20 protein-coding genes are annotated in these 20950 nt (G+C 68.1%); 11 read left to right on the top strand and 9 right to left on the bottom strand.

What is annotated here, in order from left to right:
- Positions 1-84: 84 nt before the first annotated feature.
- Together CV103_RS08540 and CV103_RS08535 are read left to right on the top strand one after the other, a co-directional pair.
- Entirely contained in the window at positions 85-1749 is a 1665-nt protein-coding gene (locus CV103_RS08540) for a thiamine pyrophosphate-binding protein (protein WP_107394658.1), read from the top strand.
- Between the two features lie 212 nt (positions 1750-1961).
- Positions 1962-2258: an antibiotic biosynthesis monooxygenase family protein gene (locus CV103_RS08535; protein ID WP_015459512.1), complete on the top strand. Its 297-nt coding sequence runs from the start codon at positions 1962-1964 to the stop codon at positions 2256-2258.
- 16 nt (positions 2259-2274) lie between these two features.
- Here CV103_RS08535 and CV103_RS08530 read toward each other — a convergent pair whose 3' ends face one another.
- A complete protein-coding gene (locus tag CV103_RS08530) occupies positions 2275-3081 on the bottom strand; it encodes an NTP transferase domain-containing protein (protein WP_070932737.1) in 807 nt (268 codons plus the stop codon).
- A 134-nt stretch (positions 3082-3215) separates the two neighbouring features.
- Between CV103_RS08530 and CV103_RS08525 the strand changes: the two genes are divergently transcribed.
- Positions 3216-3953 (top strand): phosphocholine cytidylyltransferase family protein, encoded by a 738-nt coding sequence (locus CV103_RS08525; RefSeq protein ID WP_015459514.1) that lies wholly within the window; start codon positions 3216-3218, stop codon positions 3951-3953.
- A gap of 6 nt (positions 3954-3959) precedes the next feature.
- Here the strand turns inward: CV103_RS08525 and CV103_RS08520 are convergent, their stop codons facing one another.
- Positions 3960-4607 carry a DUF4893 domain-containing protein gene (locus CV103_RS08520; RefSeq protein WP_236626787.1) on the bottom strand — a complete coding sequence of 216 codons (648 nt, stop codon included), beginning with the start codon at positions 4605-4607 and terminating at the stop codon, positions 3960-3962.
- Positions 4608-4696: 89 nt separating this feature from the next.
- Here CV103_RS08520 and CV103_RS08515 point away from each other — a divergent pair, with 89 nt between their 5' ends.
- Both CV103_RS08515 and CV103_RS08510 read left to right on the top strand, forming a co-directional pair.
- A complete protein-coding gene (locus tag CV103_RS08515) occupies positions 4697-5320 on the top strand; it encodes a nuclear transport factor 2 family protein (RefSeq protein ID WP_107394637.1) in 624 nt (207 codons plus the stop codon).
- A gap of 77 nt (positions 5321-5397) precedes the next feature.
- Positions 5398-6114: a head GIN domain-containing protein gene (locus tag CV103_RS08510; RefSeq protein ID WP_015459517.1), complete on the top strand. Its 717-nt coding sequence runs from the start codon at positions 5398-5400 to the stop codon at positions 6112-6114.
- Positions 6115-6146: 32 nt separating this feature from the next.
- Here CV103_RS08510 and CV103_RS08505 read toward each other — a convergent pair whose 3' ends face one another.
- Genes CV103_RS08505 through CV103_RS08495 form a run of 3 tightly spaced genes read right to left on the bottom strand, consistent with a single transcriptional unit; the run spans position 6147 to position 8403 of the window.
- A complete protein-coding gene (locus tag CV103_RS08505) occupies positions 6147-6866 on the bottom strand; it encodes a fatty acid desaturase CarF family protein (protein WP_107394636.1) in 720 nt (239 codons plus the stop codon).
- Positions 6867-6926: 60 nt separating this feature from the next.
- Complete coding sequence (locus CV103_RS08500; RefSeq protein WP_107394635.1) at positions 6927-7823, bottom strand: SDR family NAD(P)-dependent oxidoreductase; 897 nt, start codon at positions 7821-7823, stop codon at positions 6927-6929.
- Positions 7824-7839: 16 nt separating this feature from the next.
- Positions 7840-8403 (bottom strand): FMN-dependent NADH-azoreductase, encoded by a 564-nt coding sequence (locus CV103_RS08495; RefSeq protein ID WP_107394634.1) that lies wholly within the window; start codon positions 8401-8403, stop codon positions 7840-7842.
- Positions 8404-8491: 88 nt separating this feature from the next.
- On the opposite strand from CV103_RS08495, the gene CV103_RS08490 reads away from it, so the two are divergent.
- The 3 genes from CV103_RS08490 to CV103_RS08480 all read left to right on the top strand — a co-directional run bounded on the left by CV103_RS08490 (position 8492) and on the right by CV103_RS08480 (position 10873).
- Entirely contained in the window at positions 8492-8896 is a 405-nt protein-coding gene (locus tag CV103_RS08490; RefSeq protein ID WP_015459521.1) for a winged helix-turn-helix transcriptional regulator, read from the top strand.
- Between the two features lie 289 nt (positions 8897-9185).
- A complete protein-coding gene (locus tag CV103_RS08485; RefSeq protein ID WP_107394633.1) occupies positions 9186-9962 on the top strand; it encodes an META domain-containing protein in 777 nt (258 codons plus the stop codon).
- An 89-nt stretch (positions 9963-10051) separates the two neighbouring features.
- Positions 10052-10873, top strand: a complete 822-nt coding sequence (locus CV103_RS08480) for an oxidoreductase (protein WP_015459523.1) — start codon at positions 10052-10054, stop codon at positions 10871-10873.
- A gap of 2 nt (positions 10874-10875) precedes the next feature.
- On the opposite strand, the gene CV103_RS08475 is transcribed toward CV103_RS08480, so the two are convergent.
- Genes CV103_RS08475 through CV103_RS08465 form a run of 3 tightly spaced genes read right to left on the bottom strand, consistent with a single transcriptional unit; the run spans position 10876 to position 15042 of the window.
- Positions 10876-12417 (bottom strand): DHA2 family efflux MFS transporter permease subunit, encoded by a 1542-nt coding sequence (locus CV103_RS08475; RefSeq protein ID WP_015459524.1) that lies wholly within the window; start codon positions 12415-12417, stop codon positions 10876-10878.
- A 14-nt stretch (positions 12418-12431) separates the two neighbouring features.
- Positions 12432-13589 (bottom strand): HlyD family secretion protein, encoded by a 1158-nt coding sequence (locus CV103_RS08470; protein ID WP_107394656.1) that lies wholly within the window; start codon positions 13587-13589, stop codon positions 12432-12434.
- The gene (locus CV103_RS08465; RefSeq protein ID WP_107394632.1) at positions 13582-15042 is read right to left on the bottom strand and encodes an efflux transporter outer membrane subunit; all 1461 of its coding nucleotides are present in this window, start codon (positions 15040-15042) and stop codon (positions 13582-13584) included. Before CV103_RS08465 ends, CV103_RS08470 begins: the two co-directional genes overlap by 8 nt.
- Positions 15043-15133: 91 nt before the next feature.
- Between CV103_RS08465 and CV103_RS08460 the strand changes: the two genes are divergently transcribed.
- Positions 15134-15763: a TetR/AcrR family transcriptional regulator gene (locus CV103_RS08460; protein WP_107394631.1), complete on the top strand. Its 630-nt coding sequence runs from the start codon at positions 15134-15136 to the stop codon at positions 15761-15763.
- Positions 15764-15782: 19 nt separating this feature from the next.
- Here the strand turns inward: CV103_RS08460 and CV103_RS08455 are convergent, their stop codons facing one another.
- Complete coding sequence (locus tag CV103_RS08455; protein ID WP_170112593.1) at positions 15783-17324, bottom strand: O-antigen ligase family protein; 1542 nt, start codon at positions 17322-17324, stop codon at positions 15783-15785.
- Positions 17325-17569: 245 nt separating this feature from the next.
- On the opposite strand from CV103_RS08455, the gene CV103_RS08450 reads away from it, so the two are divergent.
- Together CV103_RS08450 and CV103_RS08445 are read left to right on the top strand one after the other, a co-directional pair.
- Positions 17570-20422, top strand: coding sequence for a M16 family metallopeptidase (locus CV103_RS08450; RefSeq protein ID WP_015459529.1), 2853 nt, complete (start codon positions 17570-17572; stop codon positions 20420-20422).
- 82 nt (positions 20423-20504) lie between these two features.
- Positions 20505-20807: a hypothetical protein gene (locus tag CV103_RS08445; RefSeq protein WP_041865436.1), complete on the top strand. Its 303-nt coding sequence runs from the start codon at positions 20505-20507 to the stop codon at positions 20805-20807.
- Positions 20808-20950 lie beyond the last annotated feature (143 nt).

Here is a 20950-nt window from a genome sequence, read left to right as displayed (position 1 = left end):
ATTGTCCGCCACGCAATCGCACTCGGGAAACGCGGAGGCGGGATGTCCCTTTTTCCGCCGATCGGGGCGGGTTATGGATGCATCATGAGCAATCAACGCACTGGCGGGCGGATCCTTGTGGACGCCCTCGTCGCCCAGGGATGCGATCGCATCTTCTGCGTGCCCGGCGAATCCTATCTGGCCGTCCTCGACGCCCTGCACGACACGCCGGAGATCGAGCTGGTCGTCGCCCGGCAGGAAGGCGGCGTCGGCTTCATGGCGGAGGCGGACGGTGCGATGACCGGCCGGCCCGGCATCGCCTTCGTCACGCGCGGCCCCGGCGCCGCCAACGCATCGATCGGCGTGCATGTGGCGATGCAGGATTCGACGCCGATGATCCTGTTCATCGGCGACGTCGCGCGCAGCGACCGCGACCGCGAGGCTTTCCAGGAGATCGACTTCACGGCGATGTTCTCCCCCATCGCCAAATGGGCCTCCCGCATCGACGATGCGGAGCGCATTCCCGAATATGTCGCGCGCGCCTATGCGGTCGCCATGTCCGGCCGGCCGGGGCCGGTGGTGCTGGCGCTGCCGGAGGACATGCTGACCGATCTGGTCGGCGCGGTCGATCGGCCCCGCGTGGAGCCGCCGCAGCAGGCGGTGGGCGCGGAGACGATGGCCCAGGTGAAGGCCCTGCTGGCCGAGGCCAACGATCCGGTGGCGATCATCGGCGGCGCGGGCTGGAACGGCAAGGCCGCGCGCGACTTCGCCAGCGCGGCCGAGGCGATCGGCCTGCCCGTCGCGGTGGCGTTCCGCCGGCAGGATGCGATGCCCAATGATTGCGCCGTCTATGCCGGCAATCTGGGCTATGGGCCGAGCCCCGCGCTGGTGCGGCGGGTGAAGGAGGCGGACCTGCTGCTGGTCGTCGGACCCCGGCTGGGGGAGGCCACCACCGATGGCTATACCCTCGTCACCCCGAACCATCCCGGCCAGAAGCTGATCCATGTCCATCCCGATCCGGCGGAGCTGGGCCATGTCTATCGCGCGGACCTTGCCGTCTGCGCGGGAATGGCGGCCTTTGCCGCTGCCCTGGGCGGGATGGTCCGCGACGATGCCGGCAGCGGGGACATCGGCTTCACCACCGGCAAGGATGCCCATGTCGAATGGCTGGCATGGTCCACGCCCACGCCCGGCAGCGCGACGCTCGATCTCGGCGCCTGCGTGACGGCGATGCGCGAGGCGCTGCCGGCGGACAGCATCATCTGCAACGGCGCCGGCAATTTTTCCGGCTGGTGGCACCGTTTCTGGCGCTATGCCGGCCCGGTGAGCCAGCTTGCGCCGACCGCTGGCGCCATGGGCTACGGCCTGCCGGCGGGCGTTGCCGCCGCGATGCGCGCGCCGGAGCGGCAGGTGGTGGTGCTGGCCGGCGACGGCTGTTTCCTGATGAACGGGCAGGAACTGGCGACGGCGGTGCGATATGGCCTGAAGCTGCTGGTGCTGGTGATCGACAATGGCAGTTACGGCACCATCCGCATGCATCAGGAACGGCGCTACCCCTCCCGCATTTCCGGCACCGACCTGGTGAACCCGGACTTCGCCGCGCTGGCGCGGGCCTATGGCGCCTGGGCGGAGACGGTGACGGAGACGGCGGCGTTCGCGCCCGCGCTGGCGCGCGCGCAGGAACAGCCGGGCGTGGCGCTGCTCCACCTCAAGACCGATATCGAGCAGATCGGGCCGGGGATCACGGTGAGCGCGCTGCGCGGCCGATGAGCGCGGGATAGAGTGAAGGAAGCGCCCGTCCGGGATGGAGCGGGCGCTTCCCCGCGACCCTCGCGGGTAATCGTCGATCGTTTGATGACAGCAATGTTACCGGTCCCATCGGCCGGGCGAAACCGCAAGTCCACGGGGCGTTGGAAAAGGGCGATGGCCGGCCTTCCGCGAAGCCGCTCGCCTAGCGCGCGGCGCTGCGCTAAGGGGAGGGCATGATCCTCGAACTTGCTGAAATCGATATCCTCCCCGGCAAGGAAGCCGCGTTCGAATCGGTGCTGGAGGAGGCTTCGGGCCATTTCCTGCGGACACCCGGCTGCCTGGGCATGAAGGTGACCCGATCGATGGAGCATCCGCACCGTTTCCGGCTGCTGGTGCAGTGGGAATCGGTCGATGCGCATATGGTGGGCTTCCGCAATTCGGATGCCTTCCTGGAATGGCGGCGGCTGGCCGGGCCGTGTTTCGCCAAGCCGCCGCGCGTCGAGCATCTGAGCCTGCTGATCGACAAATGATCGGGCGCGCCGGCGATCAGCCGGCGGAGTTTTGCCCTTCGCGCTTCGCGAGGATGCCGGCGACGAGATCATAGTCGCTGGCCTTGTCCACATCGATGCCCGCTTCGGCGCGGTCGAGCAGCACCGGCTTCACCCGGAAGCCGAGCCGGCGCCCCGCCGTCGCCAGCGCATCGGCCAGCGTGATCGTGCGGGTGAGCGCGCGGAGGGCGAGGCAGGGGCCGAAGCGCATCATCAGCTTGCGTGCGGCCTTGCGGTCCTGTTCGGCGCCGGCCCACAATTCCAGCGCCGGGGCCACGGCCGGGCCGGTGAGCGCGAACAGGTTGGCGCCGGTGAACCCGCCGTCGCGGAAGCGCAGCCAGGTGCGCTTGTTCTCGGGATAGGCGGCCAGCAGCACGCGGGCGGGCACCATCGCCACGGCCACGTCGGTATCGCCCACGCCATCGATGAAGGCATCGACATCGGCGGGCAGCAGCAGCGGATGATCGGCGGTGGCGATCAGCACGGGCCACGGCGCCTCCGGCCGGCCGGCGACCGCCTCGATGCTGCGCGATATGCCCATGCCGCTGACGTGGAGCCGCACCTTGGGGTGATCGGCGATCCAGCCGAGATCGCCCGCGACGACCGCCTCGGGCTCCTGCGAGAGGATGAGGATGCGGCCGATGCGATCGACGGCGGCCAGCGTGCGCACCATGCGGGCGATCATCGCCTCGCCCGCGATCGGGATGCGGGCCTTGAAGCGTTCGCCATAAGCCTCGGCGAAGGGATCGCCGCCCGGCCGCGACCCGGCGAGCAGGATCGCCGTCCATTGGCCCGTTTCGTTCACCGCCGCTCCGCCCTTCCTGTCCGCCGGCCAGCCTGCCGGGAAGCCCGAGCTTATAGCCGCCGCCCCGGAAAAGTCACGATTGCGGGCGATAGGCGCGGGCCATATTCTGTCCCCATCATCAGCGCGAGCGCATCATGACCATCCGCAAGGCCGTTATCCTGAGCGCGGGCAAGGGATCCCGCCTGCTGCCCCTCACCGAGAACCGGCCGAAATGCCTGCTCGACTGTTCGGGCAAGACGCTGCTGGAATGGCAGCTCGACGCGCTGTTCTCCGCCGGCGTGGAGGAGGCGGTGATCGTCACCGGTTTCCGTTCCGATCTCGTCGACGCGCTGGTCGCCGCCCGGCCTGACCGGCGGGCGCGCACGCTCTACAACCCCTTCTACCATGTCGCCGACAATACCGGATCGGTGTGGATGGCGCGCGAGGAGATGAAGGAGGATTTCCTGATCCTCAACGGCGATACGCTGATCGGCCCCGATATCGTCCGCAGGGTGATCGACAATGCGACCGCGCCGATCACCGTGACGGTGGACGAGAAGCCGGCCTATGACGATGACGACATGAAGGTGCTGCGCGACGGCGACCGGCTGCTGCGCATCGGCAAGACCATCACCGAATGCAATGCGGAGTCGATCGGCTTCCTCGCCTTCCGGGGGCAGGGGCCGGCGGTGTTCGTCGATGCGGTCGATACGCTGATGCACGGGCCGGAAGGCGTATCGAGCTGGTATCTGAAGCTGATCGACCAGCTCGCCCCGCTCGGCATCGTCAGCACGACATCGATCCACGGCATGGAATGGCAGGAGGTGGATTTCCTCCCCGATCTCGACGCCGCGCAGAAGCTCACCGCGCGCTGGCGCGAAGCGGGGCGATAGGCCCGATCAGCCGCGCGCCTTCGGAACCAGCTCCACCACGTCGAGCAGCGATTCCCAGCGCGGATAGGGCAGGACGAGGCGCCAGCGCTGGTCGCCGATCCGTTCGAAGGCGCCGATCATGTCGCGTTCCGGATCGCGGCCATATTCCAGCGCGCGCCGTTCGTCCCCCAGCATCATCGTGCCGAGGAAGATCATGCGGCTGCCATCCTGGGGAAAGAGCAGCCCCACCGGCTTCTGCCCGCCTTCCAGCTTGGTGAGGCTGAGGATGCCGCCTTCCTGCGCGACGCGGCAGGTGAAGGGCGGCAGGGTCGTGACCACGGGCCCGGCAGGGCGGCGGGAACCGAGCTTGAAGACGCGGCAGGCATAATCGCCGGCCGGCGGCGTGGCGCCGGGCTGGGCCGCATCGGGCTGCATCAGCGCGCCCAATGGGGCGATCTGCTGCGACTGGCCGGCGGCGGCGACCTGGTCCAGCGCCTTGATCCAGGCCGTCCGCCATCCGCGCAGGCGTTCGCGATCGGCGCTGGTGGCGATGACGCGCCAGTTGGTCGGCGGCGGGGAATCATCGGCATGGGCATCGATCGCCGCGCCCGCAACGCAGCCGGCGAGAAGGATGAGCGACAATATCCGGGGGGATGATTGGAGGCTCTTCAGCAAATCATGTTCCTTCGGCCCTTCATCGCCGGGCTGGACGTGCCGAGGGGATCGCGGCAACCGGAAGCCGTAAAGACGACGGGAGATACAGGATGATGACAGACCTCGAGACCCGGATCGACCGCCTCGAATCGACCGAGGCGATCCGTCAGCTCGTTTCGCGTTATTCCCTGTCGCTCGACATGCGCGATCTCGACGCGCACGTGAACCTGTTTGCGCCCGACATTCGCGTGAGCCGCGACAAGGTGGGTCGCAGCCACCTGAAGCGGTGGCTGGACGATACGCTTCGCCTGCAGTTCACGGGCACGTCCCATCATGTCGGCAACCATGTGATCGAGTTCGACGATGCCGATCATGCACATGGCGTCGTCTATTCCAAGAACGAGCATGAGACCGGCCCCGAATGGGTGATCATGCAGATGCTCTACTGGGACAATTATGAACGGATCGACGGGCGCTGGTATTTCCGGCGACGGCTGCCCTGCTACTGGTATGCGACCGACCTGAACAAGCCGCCGATCGGCGACATGAAGATGCGCTGGCCGGGGCGGGAGCCCTATGAGGGGACGTTCCACGCGCTCTGGCCGTCCTGGAAGGACTTCTGGGCCAATCCGCCGCGGTCGGACGAGCCGGAGGTGGCGGAGCCGGCGCCCCTGGGCGAGTTCCTGAAGCGGATGCGGCGGGATGCGGCCGATCCGCGCATCCGGGTGCGGTGAGCGGGAAGGGGCGGAACGGGCTTGAGGCCGCCCGCCAAGCTGTGTATTGCTTGCATAACACAGTGGAGGATCGACCGATGCGCCTTGCCCTTATCGCCCTGCCCGCGGCCTTGCTCGCAGCCTGCAACGCCGGTGGACCGGCCGCGGCCGACAATGGCGGCGGCGGACGCGACGTGCGGCAATTCTCCGCCGCCGGCTTCGATCGGGTGGCGTTGCGCGGGCCTGACGACGTGACGGTACGGGTGGGGCCTGCCGTGTCGGTGCGCGCCGAGGGCGATCGCGCGGTGCTCGACCGGCTGGAGGTGAGCGTGGTCGACGGCGAGCTGCGCCTCGCCCGCCGCAAGGAAGGCTGGAATTCCAACACGCGCGGCAGCGCCCGCTTCATCGTGACCCTGCCGGCGCTGCGCGGCGCGACCGTCGCCGGATCGGGCAACATGTCCGTGGATCACGCCAAGGCCAGGGAATTCGCGGCGTCGATCGCGGGATCGGGCAATCTGGGCGTGGGCGCCGTGGAAGGCGAGACGGTGGACCTTTCGGTCAACGGATCGGGCAATCTGACGGTGGCCGGCAGCACGCGGACGGTGAGCGGATCGATCAACGGATCGGGATCGATCCGGGGCCAGGGGCTGAAGGCGGACACCGCCTCCATCTCGATCGCGGGATCGGGCGACGCCGACCTGACGGCGCGATCCACCGCCGCCATATCCGTGATCGGATCGGGCAATGCGACCGTCACCGGCGGCGCCAAGTGCACCATCCGCCGCGTGGGATCGGGCGGGGCCAATTGCAGCTGAACTGAAGGCGCGCGCGTCGTCGGCGCGCGCCTTCAGGCCGTGGGTTCCAGCCCCGCCGGGGTGAGCAGGCCGCGACGGGTGGCGGCGTTGAAGATCAGGTTCACCACCGGGTTCGACCAGCCGCAATTGGTGGCGAAATCGCGGGTGAGGGTGTCGTGGTGGAGTTGGTGGGCGGCGGGCGTCATCAGCAGGCCCAGCCGCCGCATCGCCCGCACCACCGGCGGATTATGATCCCGGTGCAGCGTGCCGTGGAAATATTGGGCGAAGGTGCCGCCCAGGATGAAGGTGAACGCGCCCGCCACCGCCCAGCCGGGCACGGGCAGCGCCAGCCACAGGATGTTGAGCAGGATCGAGGCGGGCAGCGCGCCCGCGATCACCGTCGATCCGATCTGCCGCCACATCGTCCGCCGGCCGAGCGCGTTGGGGCGGGGATGGTGGTTCTTGAAATCATAGACCAGCCGCTCGAGCGGGGAGAGCTGGGCCATCGTCTGCCGGAACAGCGCCTGATAATGATCGGACTCGCGCGATCCTTCGTAGAAATAGAGCCGGTCCAGCCCCATGCCGGGGCGGCAGGGCCGGTAATCCATATACATATGGACCAGGCCGGACATCAGATCCGCGGCATACCAGCCCGCGATCATCGCCGGCGGGATCAGCCAGCTCCAGCGATCGACCGCGCCCGAGAGGTTGAGGGCGAGCGAGCCCGCGAACAGCAGAACGATCGCGAATATCGTGAATTTCCGGCCCGTCACCGATCCAGAACCTGCGCCTGACTTCCCACGGCATAGCCATGCGCCGGCAGCGATTTCATGTCAAAGCCGGGGCGACGAGGCGCCTTCAAGCCACGGCTGCGCCAGCCGTTCCGACGCCGCCATGAAGCGATCGATATGGTCCGGCGTCAGCGCGGCCGTGGGCAGGATCGCGCGGGCCTTGCGATCGAACATCGCGCCGTTGAACCGTTCGAGATCGGGCGAAAGGAGGAGCGGGGCGATCCGGCGCGCATAGCTGTCGGCATCCGGCGCCAGCAGGCCGATCAGGGTTTCGACGATGCGGTGGCGCAGGCTGTTCTCGCCCAGCAGGTTGCCGCGGATATCGGTGCGGATCAGCCCTGGATTGAGCCCGAAGCTGCCGATGCCGGGAAAGCGGCGGGCCAGATTGATCACCAGCATCTCGTTGCCGGCGATGGTGTTCTTGTGGGCGCCGAGGGCCGTGTATCGCCGTTCGGCATTGAGATCGCCGGGATCGCCGGCCGCACCCGTGCCGGGATAGCCCATGACGAATATCCGGGGGCGGAACGCGGCATCCCGCCGATCGCGGCCGAGGCGGGGTGCCAGCGAACGCAGCATGACGAAGCGGTTGAGATAGCTGACCGCCAGGTCGCGCTCTATGCCGTCCGTCGTCATCTGCCGGTGCGGCGCGGCGAAGATGCCGGTGGTGAAGATCAGGATATCGGCATTTCCGGCCGGCAGCTCCTCCGCCACGCGCCGGGCCTCACCCATCAGGCCGAGATCGGCGGGGACGAAGGCGATGCCCGGCCGGTCGGCATCGCGGAACCTCCGCCCGACGACCGTGACATCGGCGCCGTGGGAGGCGAGCAGGCGGCTGATCGCGCGGCCGATGCCGCCCGTGCCGCCCACCACGATCACCCGCTTGCCCGCGATGGCCGCCATGCCGGCCGGGTGCCAGACGATTTTTCTGTCGCGTCGCATCGCGGGCCTCCTGCCGTCAGGCTGCGATCAGGGCCGCCTGATCCAGCGCGGCGGCCATGGCGGCGGTGCGCGTCGCTTCACTGATGGCAAGGCCTTCGGCGACGATGACTTCCAGCGCGGTGACACCGATGAAGCCGAACACGCTGCGCAGATAGGTTTCGGCATGCTCGGCGGCGGCGGCCGGGGAGCCGGGGCCGTAGAGGCCGCCGCGCGACAGGGCGACGATTACCCGCTTGCCGCCGGCCAGCCCCTCCGGCCCGTTGGCGCCGTAGCGGAAGGTCTGCCCCGCCACGAGGATGCGATCGATCCACGCCTTGAGCTGGCTCGGGATGGTGAAATTATACATGCCCGCGCCGATCACGACGATGTCGGCATCGAGGAATGCCTTGAGATCGTCCCCTTCGGCCACCTCCGCGAGATCGGCGAGGTCGAGATGGGCCGGCGGCGCGGCGGCGAGATCGCGATAATCGACGGCGAGGCCCGGATTTTCGGCGCGCAGGCGATCGACGATCGCGGCGGTGAGCGCGCGGCTGGCGGAGCGTTCGCCCTGGATGCTGGAATCGAGGTGGAGCAGGTTCACGATAATCTCCGGTATGGATTTGTGACCTGATCCAGTTATGGAACCCCCTGTGCGCTGCCAAGAACGCAAATCTTTGGGACCTGGTCACATGAATAGGACTGCATCCGCCATCGGGCATCCGGCCAGCGAGCCGCCGCCGGACATCGAGCATCGCGATTGCCGGATGATCAGCGAGATACTGGGCCGGATCGGCGACAAATGGACGGTGCTGGTGGTGATGACGCTGCGCGAGCGGCCCCGCCGCTTCAACGAGCTGAAGCGCGCGGTGGACGGCATTTCGCAGCAGATGCTGGCGCGCACGCTGAAGGCGCTGGAACGCGACGGCATGGTATCGCGCCGCGTGCAGGACAGCGTGCCGCCGCAGGTGGAATATTCGCTGACCGAGCTTGGGACATCCCTGGCCGAGCCGGTGAAGCAGCTTGGCCAGTGGGCCTGGGCGCATCTGGAGCTGATTCGGGGCCATCGCGCCCATTATGACCGTAAGACGGGTTAGGCCGCATTTGGGGGAGGATATTCCGCCGGCCTTATTCATCATTCCCGCGAAAGCGGGAGCCATAGGTTAGCGTAGCTGTTTCACAGATGCGGTCGGCTCGATTGAGTCGATAGCTCCCGACACAATGGATTCCCGCCTGCGCGGGAATGACGGAGGGGGCGACGCAACGGAAAGGCACATGCCGGCCGGGGCGACGGCCAAGACCCTTTCAGGGGCGGAACAATATCGCGTGGGATGCCGTTCTGCGAAGGCGGGACGTGCCCGTCCGGCGATGTTGGGGAGAAGGACCATGAAGGTTCGTATCGGCACCGCGATTGCCCTTTCGCTCATCCTGCTGGCCGGCGGCTGCGCGCCGCAGGCGGGGCCGGCCGGGGTTTCGCCGCCCGATGCGCATGATGCGCGCAATTCGCTGGACTGGGCCGGCGCCTATCGCGGCGTGCTGCCCTGCGCCGATTGCGAGGGGATCGAGACCGTGGTGACGCTGGGCCAGGACGGGCGCTTCCGCGAGGAGGTGAAATATCTGGGCAAGGGAGACGGCAAGGTCCTGACCCGGGAGGGCGCGTTCCAGTGGAACGACGCCGGCAATGTCGTGACGCTGGAAGGCGACGGGCCGGCGCGTTATTTCGTGGGGGAGAACCGGATCACGCGGCTGGCGAGAGACGGTTCCAGGATCACCGGCGGCCTTGCCGATCGCTATGGGCTGGAGAAGATGGCCGGGCACCTGACCGAGACCTACTGGAAACTGGTGGAACTGAACGGCCGGCCCGTGCCCCGGCTGGAGCGCGAACCCTATCTGATCCTGAAGGCCGAGGGCGGCCGCGTGAACGGCTTTGGCGGGTGCAACAGCTTCAGCGGCTCCTATACGGTGGACGAGGCGGCATCGCGGATCAGCTTCGGGCAGGTCGCCTCCACGATGATGGCCTGCGTGTCGGGCATGGACGTGGAGCAGGCGTTCCACCGGGTGCTCGGGCAGGCCGACAATTATTCGCTGAACGGCGATCATCTTACCCTGAATCGCGCGCGGATGGCGCCGCTGGCGCGGTTCGAGGCGGTCTATCTCCGCTGATCCGGCCGGCAGCGGCGCTTGACGGCGGCCGCCGCCCACGGGCTAACTTCCGCCCCGCCGGATGACGATGGCATCAAGTGGGGGGGAATATGAACGTTGCGACCAAGCCCGTGGCCCTGGTGACGGGCGCGTCTTCCGGCATGGGGCTGGATTTCGCGCTCAGGCTGATCGCGGAAGGCTATACCGTCTATGGCGCGGCCCGTCGGGTCGACCGCATGGGGGGGATCGCGGCGGCGGGCGGGATCGCCATCGCCATGGACGTGACCGACGATGCGACGATGGTGGCAGGCGTCGACCGGATCATTGCCGATCAGGGGCGGATCGACGTGCTCATCAACAATGCCGGCTATGGCCAATATGGCGCGCTGGAGGATGTGCCGATCGCCGAGGCGCGCCGCCAGATGGAAACCAACGTCATCGGGCTGGCGCGGCTGACCCAGCTTTGCCTGCCGCACATGCGGGCACGGCGTTTCGGCAAGATATTCAACATATCCTCGATCGGCGGCCGCTTCGCCCTGCCGCTGGGGGGCTGGTATCACGCATCAAAGTTCGCGCTGGAAGCCTATTCGGATGCGCTGCGCAACGAGGTGCGCGGCTTCGGCATCGACGTGATCGTGATCGAGCCGGGCGGCATCGAAAGCGAATGGAGCGGCATCGCCACGGCGGAGGCCGAGCGTTATTCGGCGGACGGCGCCTATGCCGCGATGACGAGGCGCTTCGGCGAGCTGCAGGCCCGCATCCGCAAGCAGCCCCCGCCCAGCGTGATCAGCGACCTGATCGTCCGCGCGCTGAAGGCCCGGCGGCCCAGGGCCCGCTATCATGGCGGGCTTTATGCGGGGACGTTCCTGTTCCTGCGCCGCGTGCTGCCGGACCGGCTGTTCGACCGGATGATCATGGCGGCGCTGAAATAGGGTCAATGCGCGGCGCTGGTATCCACATCCTTGCGAGGGCGGGGGCTGAGCCAGATGATCGCGGCGGCGAAGGCGAACATGGCGCTGGCGACCAGGAAGACCTGGGTGGTCGCCAGCGCCTGCGCCTGCTGTTCCACCGACCGTTCGATCAGCACGCGGACCTGATCCAGCGAGAAACCCTGGGCGGATAGCGCGTCCGACACCGACTGGGTGTTGAGGCTGGACACGATTTCGCTGCGGGCGACGCGCGTCTTGTCGTCCCAGGCGGTGGCGACGATCGAGGTGCCCACCGCGCCGGACATGGTGCGCAGGAAGCTCAGCAGGCCGGCGGCGGATGCCGTCTCCTCCGGCCTGACCGCGCCGAGCGCCAGGGTCGTCACCGCCACGAAGAAGAAGGGCATGCCGAAGCCTTGCACCATCTGCGGGATGGCGAGCGTCCAGAAATCCGCCTCGGTGGACCAGCCGGCGCGCAGCAGCGACGTCATCCCCAGCCACGCCACGCCGAAGCAGACCAGCGCGCGCGGATCGATCTTGCTGATGAGCTTCGCCACGATCGGCGACATGACGACGGCGGCGACGCCCATGAACGCCATCACATAGCCCGCCTTGGTGGCCGTGTAGCCGAGGCCCACCTGCAGCCATTGCGGGATCACCACGATCGTCGAGAAGAAGGTGCCGAAGGCGAAGGCGGTGGTGACGACCGCGGCCGAGAAGCCCCGGTGCCGGAACACGCGGAGATCGACGACGGGGTTCGCCTCCGTCAATTCCCAGATCAGGAAGGCGACGAAGCCGACGGCGGCAATGATGGCGAGCGCGACAATGAAGCTGTCGGAGAACCAGTCATGCTCGCGGCCGAGATCGAGCATGATCTGCAGCGCGCCGATCCACAGGACGAGGAGGGCGAGCCCGATCATGTCGATCGGCACGCGCCGGATCGGCGTTTCGACGACGCGGACCACCAGCATCGCGCCCGCCGCGCAGCCCAGCGCCACCGGGATGTTGATGAAGAAGATCCAGTGCCAGGACCAGTTGTCGCTGATCGTGCCGCCCAGGATCGGCCCGAGGATCGGGGCGACCACCGTCGTCATCGCCCAGATGCCCATGGCCTGGGCGTGCTGTTCCTTGGGGAAGATGCGCAGCAGCAGCGTCTGCGACAGCGGCATCAGCGGGCCGCCGCACAGCCCCTGGCCGACGCGGCAGGCGACCAGCATGGTGAGCGTGGTCGAAACCCCGCAGAGGAAGGAGAAGAGGCCGAAGCCGACCATGCCGAAGGCGAAGGTGCGCACCGCGCCGAAGCGCTGGGCGAGCCACCCCGTCAGCGGCACGCACACCGCCTCCGCCACCGCATAGGAGGTGATGACCCAGGTGCCCTGGCTCGCCGATATGCCGAGGCCGCCGGCGATGTGCGGCACCGAGACGTTGGCGATGGTGGTATCGAGCACCACCATGAAGTTGGTGACCGCCAGCGTGATGCAGGCGATGACGAGGCGGATGCCGTGGAGCGGCTCGGCGCTCTGGCCGGCGGCGGGGGCTGCGGAGGCCATGGCGGACGGCCCCCTCAGCGGTTCGAGATATCGACGTCGACTTCCATCGAAAGCCCGACGCGCAGCGGATGCTCGCGAAGCTCCTTGGGATCGAGCTGGATGCGCACCGGCAGGCGCTGCACCACCTTGATCCAGTTGCCGGTGGCGTTCTGGGCCGGGATCAGCGCGAAGGACGATCCCGTGCCGCCGGCCAGGCCCACGACCTTGCCGTGATAGACGACGCCGTCGCCGTAGAGGTCGGACGTCAGCTCCGCCGTCTGGCCGATGCGGACATGCTTGAGCTGGCCTTCCTTGAAATTGGCGTCGACATAGGCCTGATCGACGGGGACAATCATCATCACCACCGTGCCGGCGGCGACCCGTTGGCCGAGCTGGACCTGACGGCGGGTGACGATGCCGTCGATCGGCGGGCGGATCACCGTGCGGGAAAGATCGAGGCGGGCCTTGTCCAGCTTCGCCTGCGCGGCGCGGACATCGGGATTTGTGCTGACGGTGGTGCCGGCGATGATCGCATCGTTGGCGGCGAGATCGCCGGCGGCGGCGATGCGCGTGGAATTGGCCTGGGCGACGCCGGCCTGCGCGGTTTCCAGATTGGCGCGGGCGGCGGCGAGCGCGTTGGTGGCGCTCGTCAGCTCATCGCCCGAAACGGCGCCGCTGGGAGCGAGCTTCGCCCGGCGATCGAAATCGACCTGCGCCTTGGCGAAGGCGGCGCGGGCGGAGACCAGCTCGGCCTGCGCGCGCTCGATCTCCGCCTGGCGGGCGCGGACCTGCGCGGCGAGTGCCTCGCTGCTGGCCGACGTCCGGCCGAACTGGCGCTGGGCACGGGCAAGCTCGGCCTCGGCCTCGGCGACGGCGATGCGGGCATCGCTGTCGTCGAGCCGGACGAGCACGTCGCCGCGTTTCACCGCCTGGGTATCGGACACCGCGACCTCGATCACCTGCGCCGCGATCAGCGGGGTGATCTGCGCGGTCTCGGCGTTCACATAGGCATTGTCGGTGGTGGCATGGCGGCTGCCGATCAGCAGATACCAGACGCCGTAGCCGACGCCCGCCAGGATGACGACCGCGGCGAGGCCGGTGAGCAGGCGCTTGCGCAGGCCCGGCCGCCCGCCGCTGGGGGCGGCGCCGGTTGCGCGGGGGGCCTGCAGGTCCTGGGGATCGGCCTCAGCCATCGTCATTTTCCTTGGCAATAATATCGTTTGTCGCAAAGCCGCCGCCGAGCGCGCGCACCAGCGCTACATCGAGCGTGAAGGCGCGCGCCTCCAGATCGGCGACGATCCGCCGGTTCAGGAGCACGGCGTCTTCGGCGGAAAGAACGTCGAGGAAGGTGGAAAGACCCCCTTCATAGCGCTGGCGCGCGACCGCATAGGCCTGTTCCGAGCTGGCCAGCGCGCGGCGCGTTTCATCGAGGCGCACGGCCAGCGACCGCTGGCTGGTGACGGCATCGGCGACCTGATGATAGGCCTCCACCACGCTGCCGTCATAGCTGGCGACGGCCTGGTCGTAATCGGCGCGCGCGCCCTTGTAGCGGCCGGCAAGCTCGCCGCCGTGGAAGATCGGCAGGCTGATCGCGGGACCGACGCTGCCGATGGAGGAGCCGCTCTTCACCAGATTGTCGATGCCGAGCGATTGCAGCCCGATCATCGCCGAGAGATTGATCGCCGGGTAGAAATCCGCCCGCGCCACCTTGATGCGCGCGGCGGCCGCCTCGACCCGCGCGCGGGCGGCGGCGACATCGGGCCGGCGGCCGATGAGATCGGTGGTGACGCCCGGGGGTAGCCCGCGTCCGCCGAGCGCCGGCGTGGCGGGCCGCTCGATCGCGAGGCCGCGATCGGGGCCGGCGCCGATCAGCGCCGCCAGACGATTGCGGGTCAGCGCGATCGCTTCGTCCGTCGCGGCGACATCGGCGCGGGCGGCGGGCACGGCGGCCTCCGCCTGCTTGAGCTCGGCCTGCGTGTCGAGCCCCGTGGCGACGCGGTTGGCGACCAGCGCCAGCGTTTCGCTGCGCACCCGGAGCGCGGATTGCTGCACGTCCCGTTCGGCGAACAGCCGGGCGAGATCGGCATAAGCGGCGGCGATGTTGGTGGAGAGGACGAGACGCGCCTCCTCCAGCTCGATCCGCGCGGCGGCGGCATCCGATGTCGCGGCCCGAAGCGCGGCGCGATTGCGGCCCCACAGATCGAGATCGAGGCCGAGATCGAGCGCGGCGCGGCCATTATCCTGCCAGCCGCGCGGCACGAAGGCGGGCGGGATGCCGTTATTGTAGCTCTGCTTCGCCCAGCCGCCGCTTGCGCTGGCATCGAGCGAGGGGAGGAGGGCGGCGCCGGCCTGCTGGGCGAGCGCATCGGCCTTGCGCAGGCGGGCGGCGGCGGCGGCGAGATCGGGCGCGCCCTTCAGACCTTCGTCGATCAGCGCGGAAAGCTGGGCATCGCCATAGGCCTGCCACCATCCGGCCTGGGGCCAGGCGGTCTCACCGGCGGCGAAGCTCTGCGTCGCCACGATCGAGCCGGCCGCCAGCGGACGCGGCGCGGCGCCGAGATCGGGAACCGGCGCGCAGGCAGCCAGCAGCGCCGTTCCGCCAAGCAAGGGCACGGCGCAGGCTGGAAGAAGACGAATCAAGGACATGGATAAAGAACCGTACTGGCTGGTACGGCGCCTTTCCGCCTCTCCATCGCCCTTGTCAATCAAAAACCGTACTCTATAGTACGATTTCACTATGACGGCGGTGACACTCAAAGACCGGCGCGACGCGCGCAAGCAGGACAGGCGGGAGACGATCCTGGCCGTGGCGGCCCGATCCTTCCTGGAAAAGGGCTATGCCGCGACGTCGATGTCGGCCATCGCCGCGACGCTCGGGGGGTCCAAGGGAACCTTGTGGAGCTATTTCCCGTCGAAGGAGGCGCTGTTCGAGGCGGTGCTCGATCACCAGACGGTGGCCTATCGCCGCGATCTTGAACATGCGCTCGACTTGGCTGGCGACCTGCGGGAAACGCTCACCCGTTTCTGCCGCAATTTCCTGGAGAAGGTGACGTCGCCCGACGCGCTGGCGCTGCACCGGCTGGTGCAGGCCGAGCATCAGCGCTTTCCCGAGGTAGGGCGCATCTTCTACGAACGCGCCCCGCGCGCGACGCAGCGGTTGCTTTCGGCCTATCTGGAACGCTGCATCGCGAACGGCTGGCTGCGGCCGGGCGACTCGCTGCGCATGGCCCGCCGGCTCATCGGCCTGTGCATATCCGGCTGCCACCAGCGCCTGATGTGGGGCGTGGGGCCGGCATCGCTGCCCGAGGCGATCGAGGAGGACGTGGCCGACGCGGTGGAGATATTCATCCGCGCCTATGCGGCCTGAAGGCCCGCCCGCCGGGACATCAATCCCCGGCGGACCGCCGCCAGTTGGGATCGGGCCCGCGCAGCATCGCCGCCAGTGATCCACGCGGGCGCGCGGGGCGGGGAAGCGCCGCGCCGGCCCCCAGGTTGAGCTTGCCGGCATAAATCACCGTCGCGATCGTCATCTCCGTGATGAAGGAGTTGCGCCCGCCGAAGAAGGTGAACAACAGCATCTGCAGCACCGCCAGGGCCATCGCGAAATAATAGCCCATCGCCTCGTGCATCTGCGGCGTGCGCACGCGGGTGGCGAAGCGGACGGCGATCACGGGAATCGCCGCCAGCGCGCCGATGAACATGACGAGGCCGATCACGCCGGAAACGAGCGCGACATAGATGTAGCTGTTGACGAAATCGATGATCCGCTCGCCCTGGCGCATATCCTCCATATGGCTGGTGAATTCGTCCTGGTTGGTGCCGATGAGCGGATGCTTGGCGATCTCCTCCAGCCCGCGATGGAACAGGCGGACGCGATAGGCGGCGGTGTCCTCGGTATCGCTGCCCGTTTTCGTGGACTGGGGGGATTCGTTCAGGAACAGCGTGGTCGGCACGGCGATCAGCATGACGGCGAAGACGAGGAGCGCCTTGGCCGTGGCGGGCTTGGCGAAGCGCCGGAACGCTTCCGACGCGATGATCGCTACCGCGAGGCCGAGATGGGCGTTGCGCGACTGGCAGGCGGTGACGCCCACGAAGATCGCCCCGAAAACCGCCAGCCGCGACAGATTGTTCTGGAAGAAGCTGCGGAACTGCCAAGCCACCATCGCGAAGAAGGACAGGCCGAACGCCATCGCCGTCGCTTCGAGGAACGGCCCCGCGGCGCGAAGGAAGCCGTGCCGCCACTTCACCCGGAACCACTGGGCATCCAGGCCGTAGCGGCTCAGCGTCTCGCGGAAGACCACCCAGCCGGTGACCGATTCGAGCGCGACCAGCGCCGACAGCACCATGCCGGCCGAAAGCAGGTAGACGATGAAGGTGCGGAAATCGGATTCGGTGCGCAGCGACCGCGTCACCACATAATAAGGCAGATAGAGATCGAGCAGCTGCTGGGTGGTGACGCGCAGCACGTTGGTGAAGCTGGTGTCGCGCGCCTGCCCGACCACGAAATAGGCGACCAGCAGCAGCGCCACGATATCGGACAGGCGCGCCGGCTTCGCCCGCTTTCCCTGCACGAACAGCATCATGAGCGCGCCGAGGCCGATCGTGTGCGACGGCCCCCAGGGAAACAGCCAGACACCCGCCACCGTGAGATGGGTGTGCATTTCGGGCACGAGCAGCATGGAGATCAGCATCATGCCGCCGAGATGCTCCGGCCGGCGGCACAGCACGGGGACGATGAAGAAGAGGGCGACGGAGGTGAGGATCAGGTTGGGCGACAGGACGAGGATCGACAGCACCGCCGCGCAGACGATCGCCACCTGGGGGATCACCGCCTGCAATTCCTTGCCCTTGAGGCAGACATGGAGGAAGGCCAGCGCGCCGAGGCTGGCGAACAGCATGTAGGCGAGCTTGATCAGATCGTGGAGCATTAAGCCCGTCTCCCCATGCGGCCCCAAGGAACCCGTCCGCGCCCGTTGATATCGTAACGGCCGGCGGCGTCCAGCCTTCGATGGCGCAAGGCCGGCGGAGCGTGCCGCCATCGTGCGCGGCCGAAAGCGGGGGCTGGACGAAGCGCCGTGCCGTTTCTGCGAACTGCTTTGCACCCGGAACGATCCAGCGATAGGGTGCGGCCATCCCGGCCGGCCCCCGGCCGCCCAATATTGGAAAGCCGCTTATGCCGCGTTTCTTCTCCGGCTCGATCGCCGCGCTCCTCCTCGCAACCACGGCCCCCGCCTTCGCCGCCAAGCCGGCGCCGGTGAGCGCGCTCGTGAAGGCGGTGGACATCCCCTACCAGCAATTCACCCTGGCCAACGGCCTGCGCGTGATCGTGCACGAGGATCGCAAGGCGCCGATCGTGGCCGTATCCGTCTGGTATCACATCGGATCGAAGGACGAGCCCAAGGGCAAGACCGGCTTCGCCCACCTGTTCGAGCATCTGATGTTCAACGGGTCCGAAAACGCCAACATGGATTTCTTCAAGCCGCTGGAGCAGGTGGGCGCCACCGACCTCAACGGCACCACCTGGTTCGACCGGACCAACTATTTCGAAACGGTGCCGACGGGCGCGCTGGAAACGGCGCTGTTCCTGGAATCGGACCGGATGGGCCACCTGCTCGGCGCGATCGACCAGGCGAAGCTCGATAACCAGCGCGGCGTGGTGCAGAACGAGAAGCGGCAGGGCGATAACGAGCCCTACGGCCTGGTCGAATATGCCCAGCTTGCCGCCCTGTTCCCCGACGGGCACCCCTATCGCCATTCCACCATCGGATCGATGGCGGACCTCGACGCGGCGAGCCTGGAGGACGTGAAGAACTGGTTCCGCGCCCATTACGGCCCCAACAATGCCGTGCTGGTGCTGGCCGGCGACATCGACGCGAAGACCGCCAGGCCCCTCGTCGAGAAATGGTTCGGCGATATTCCGCGCGGGCCGGACACGGTGCGCGCGGAGGTGACGGTGCCGACCTTGCCCGCACCCGTGGACCAGGTGATGAAGGATCGCGTCGCCACCACGCGGATCATGCGGAGCTGGGCGGTGCCGGGCCTCAACGATCCGGAGACGACGCAGCTCCAGATCGCGATGTCGATCCTGGGCGGGCTCGCTTCCTCGCGGCTCGACAATGCGCTGGTGCGGCAGGACAAGACGGCGGTGAGCGTTTCGGCCTCGGTCCAGCCGTTCGAGAAGATATCGATCGTCGAGATTGCGGCCAATGTGAAGCCGGGCGCCGATGCGGCGCAGGTGGCGGCGAAGCTCGATTCGCTGATCGCCGATTTCCTGAAGAACGGCCCAACCGCCGACGAGGTGACGCGCGCCGCCACCCGGGCGATCTCCTCGCAGATCGGCGGGCTGGAATCGGTGGGCGGCTTCAGCGGCAAGGCGGTGACGCTGGCCGAGGGCGAGGTCTATTCCAACGATCCCGCCAAATATAAGCAGGATCTGGCCGAAGCCGCCGCCGCCACGCCCGCGACGGTGGCGGCCGCCACCCGCAAGTGGCTGGGCCGGCCGGCCTACCGCCTGACCGTGGAACCGGGCGAGCGCAGCGAGGCGGATATCGCCATCGCCGGCGGCATCCGGGCCGAGCCGCGTTACTATCGCGATCCCAAGCGCGAGGGCGGGGCGGCCGCGCCGGCCGCCTCGATCGCGGCGGTCGACCGCAGCAAGTTCCCCGAGGTGAAGCCGATCGGCGACCTCACCTTCCCGGCGATCGAGCGGACCACCCTATCCAACGGCATGCAGGTGACGCTGGCGCGCCGCACCACCGTGCCGACGGTGCGGGTGTCGATTTCCTTCGACGCGGGCAATGCCGCCGATCCCAAGCAGAAGCTGGGCACGCAGGCGCTGATGCTTTCCCTGCTGGACGAGGGCACCAAGACGCGCAACTCGATCCAGATCGCGGAGGAGCAGGAGCGGCTGGGCGCGGCGATCGCCACCAGCCAGTCGATGGATCGCACCGGCGTCTCGCTGTTCGCGCTCAAGGCCAATCTCGCGCCCTCGCTCGACCTGCTGGCCGATGTGGTGCGCAACCCCGCCTTCGAACCGGCCGAGATCGAGCGCCTGCGCGGGCAGCTCGTCACCTCGATCGCGGCGGAGAATACCCAGCCGCGCGGCATCGCCCGCCGGGTGATCCCGGAACTGCTCTACGGCAAGATCCACCCTTATGGCGTGCCGATGTCCGGCAGCGGCACCGAAGCGGGAGTGAAAGCGGTGACGCGGGACGATCTGGTGGCTTTCCACCAGGCGTGGCTGCGCCCCGACAACGGCAAGATCTTCGTGACCGGCGATACCACGCTGGCGGAGATCAAGCCGCTGCTGGAGGCGCGCTTTGGCCAGTGGCAGGCACCGGCCACCCCCAAAGGCGCCAAGCTGTTCCGCATGGACCGCATGGCGCGGCCGGCGCGGATCGTGCTGATCGATCGGCCGCAGAGCCCGCAATCCTACATCATGGCGGGCCAGCTCCTGCCGTTCCGCGGCACGGACGATCCGCTGGCCTTCACCACGGCCAATGAGGTGATCGGCGGCAGCTTCCTCTCGCGGCTCAACATGGACCTGCGCGAGGACAAGGGCTGGGCCTATGGCGCCTTCACCTCCGCCCCGCTGGTCCGCGATACCATGCCCTTCTACGTGATCGCGCCGGTGCAGACCGACCGGACCGGCGATTCGATCGCGGCGGCGATCGGCGACATCAAGACCTTCCTCACCGCCAAGGGCGTGGACGAGGAGGAGCATGACCGCACGATCAGCAACCAGATCCGCTCGCTGCCGGGATCGTTCGAGACGAGCAGCGATCTTCTGGCCGGGCTGGTTTCGCTCGATACGCTGGGCCGGCCGGACGATTATTACACCAGGCTCGCCGATCGCTATCGCGCGATGACCGCCGCGGAGATGGACAAGGCCGCCCGCGAGGCCATCCGCCCCGACGACCTGATCTGGGTGGTGGTGGGCGATGCCGCCAAGGTCCGCCCGCAGCTCGAAAAGCTCAAGGCGCAGGGCATCAACCTGCCGGTGGAGGAAGCCAAGCCCGGCGCCTGATCGCTGCCCAATACGGAGGTTCTTGACGCAAGCGTCAGGTGCCTCCATCCCTGTGCCACCGAATGAACGGAGAGGAATGAACATGGCGAATGTCGACGGACAGTGGGATTGCGTGACCAAGACGCCGATGGGCGAGCAGAAGTCCGTCTTCACGGTGGTCAGCAACGGCGACACCTTCACCGGCAGCAATGCCGGGCCGATGGGATCGCTGGACGTGGTCGACGGCAAGGTCGACGGTGACACGCTGAGCTGGAAGATGGAGCTCAAGGTGCCGATGGCGATGACGATGGACGCCACCGCGACCGTCGACGGCGACACGCTGACCGGAACCATCAAGCTGGGCGCGTTCGGCGTCGCCCCGATGACGGGCACGCGCAAGGCCTGAACCGACGTAGCCCGGCCCTCGCGGCCGGGCGAACCTCCCTCCTGAGGGAGGGGAATGAGGGTGGGCAGGCGCGCGAAGCGTGCCTGCCGACCTCACCGCATCTGGCGGTTCCCCCTGGGAACCTCCGCAACGCCACCCGTGCC

This window comes from Edaphosphingomonas fennica, from assembly GCF_003034225.1.
In the GTDB taxonomy this organism is placed as follows: domain Bacteria; phylum Pseudomonadota; class Alphaproteobacteria; order Sphingomonadales; family Sphingomonadaceae; genus Sphingomonas_E; species Sphingomonas_E fennica.
Note: the sequence above shows the minus strand (reverse complement) of the source record. Positions and strands in the feature narration are given on the sequence as shown.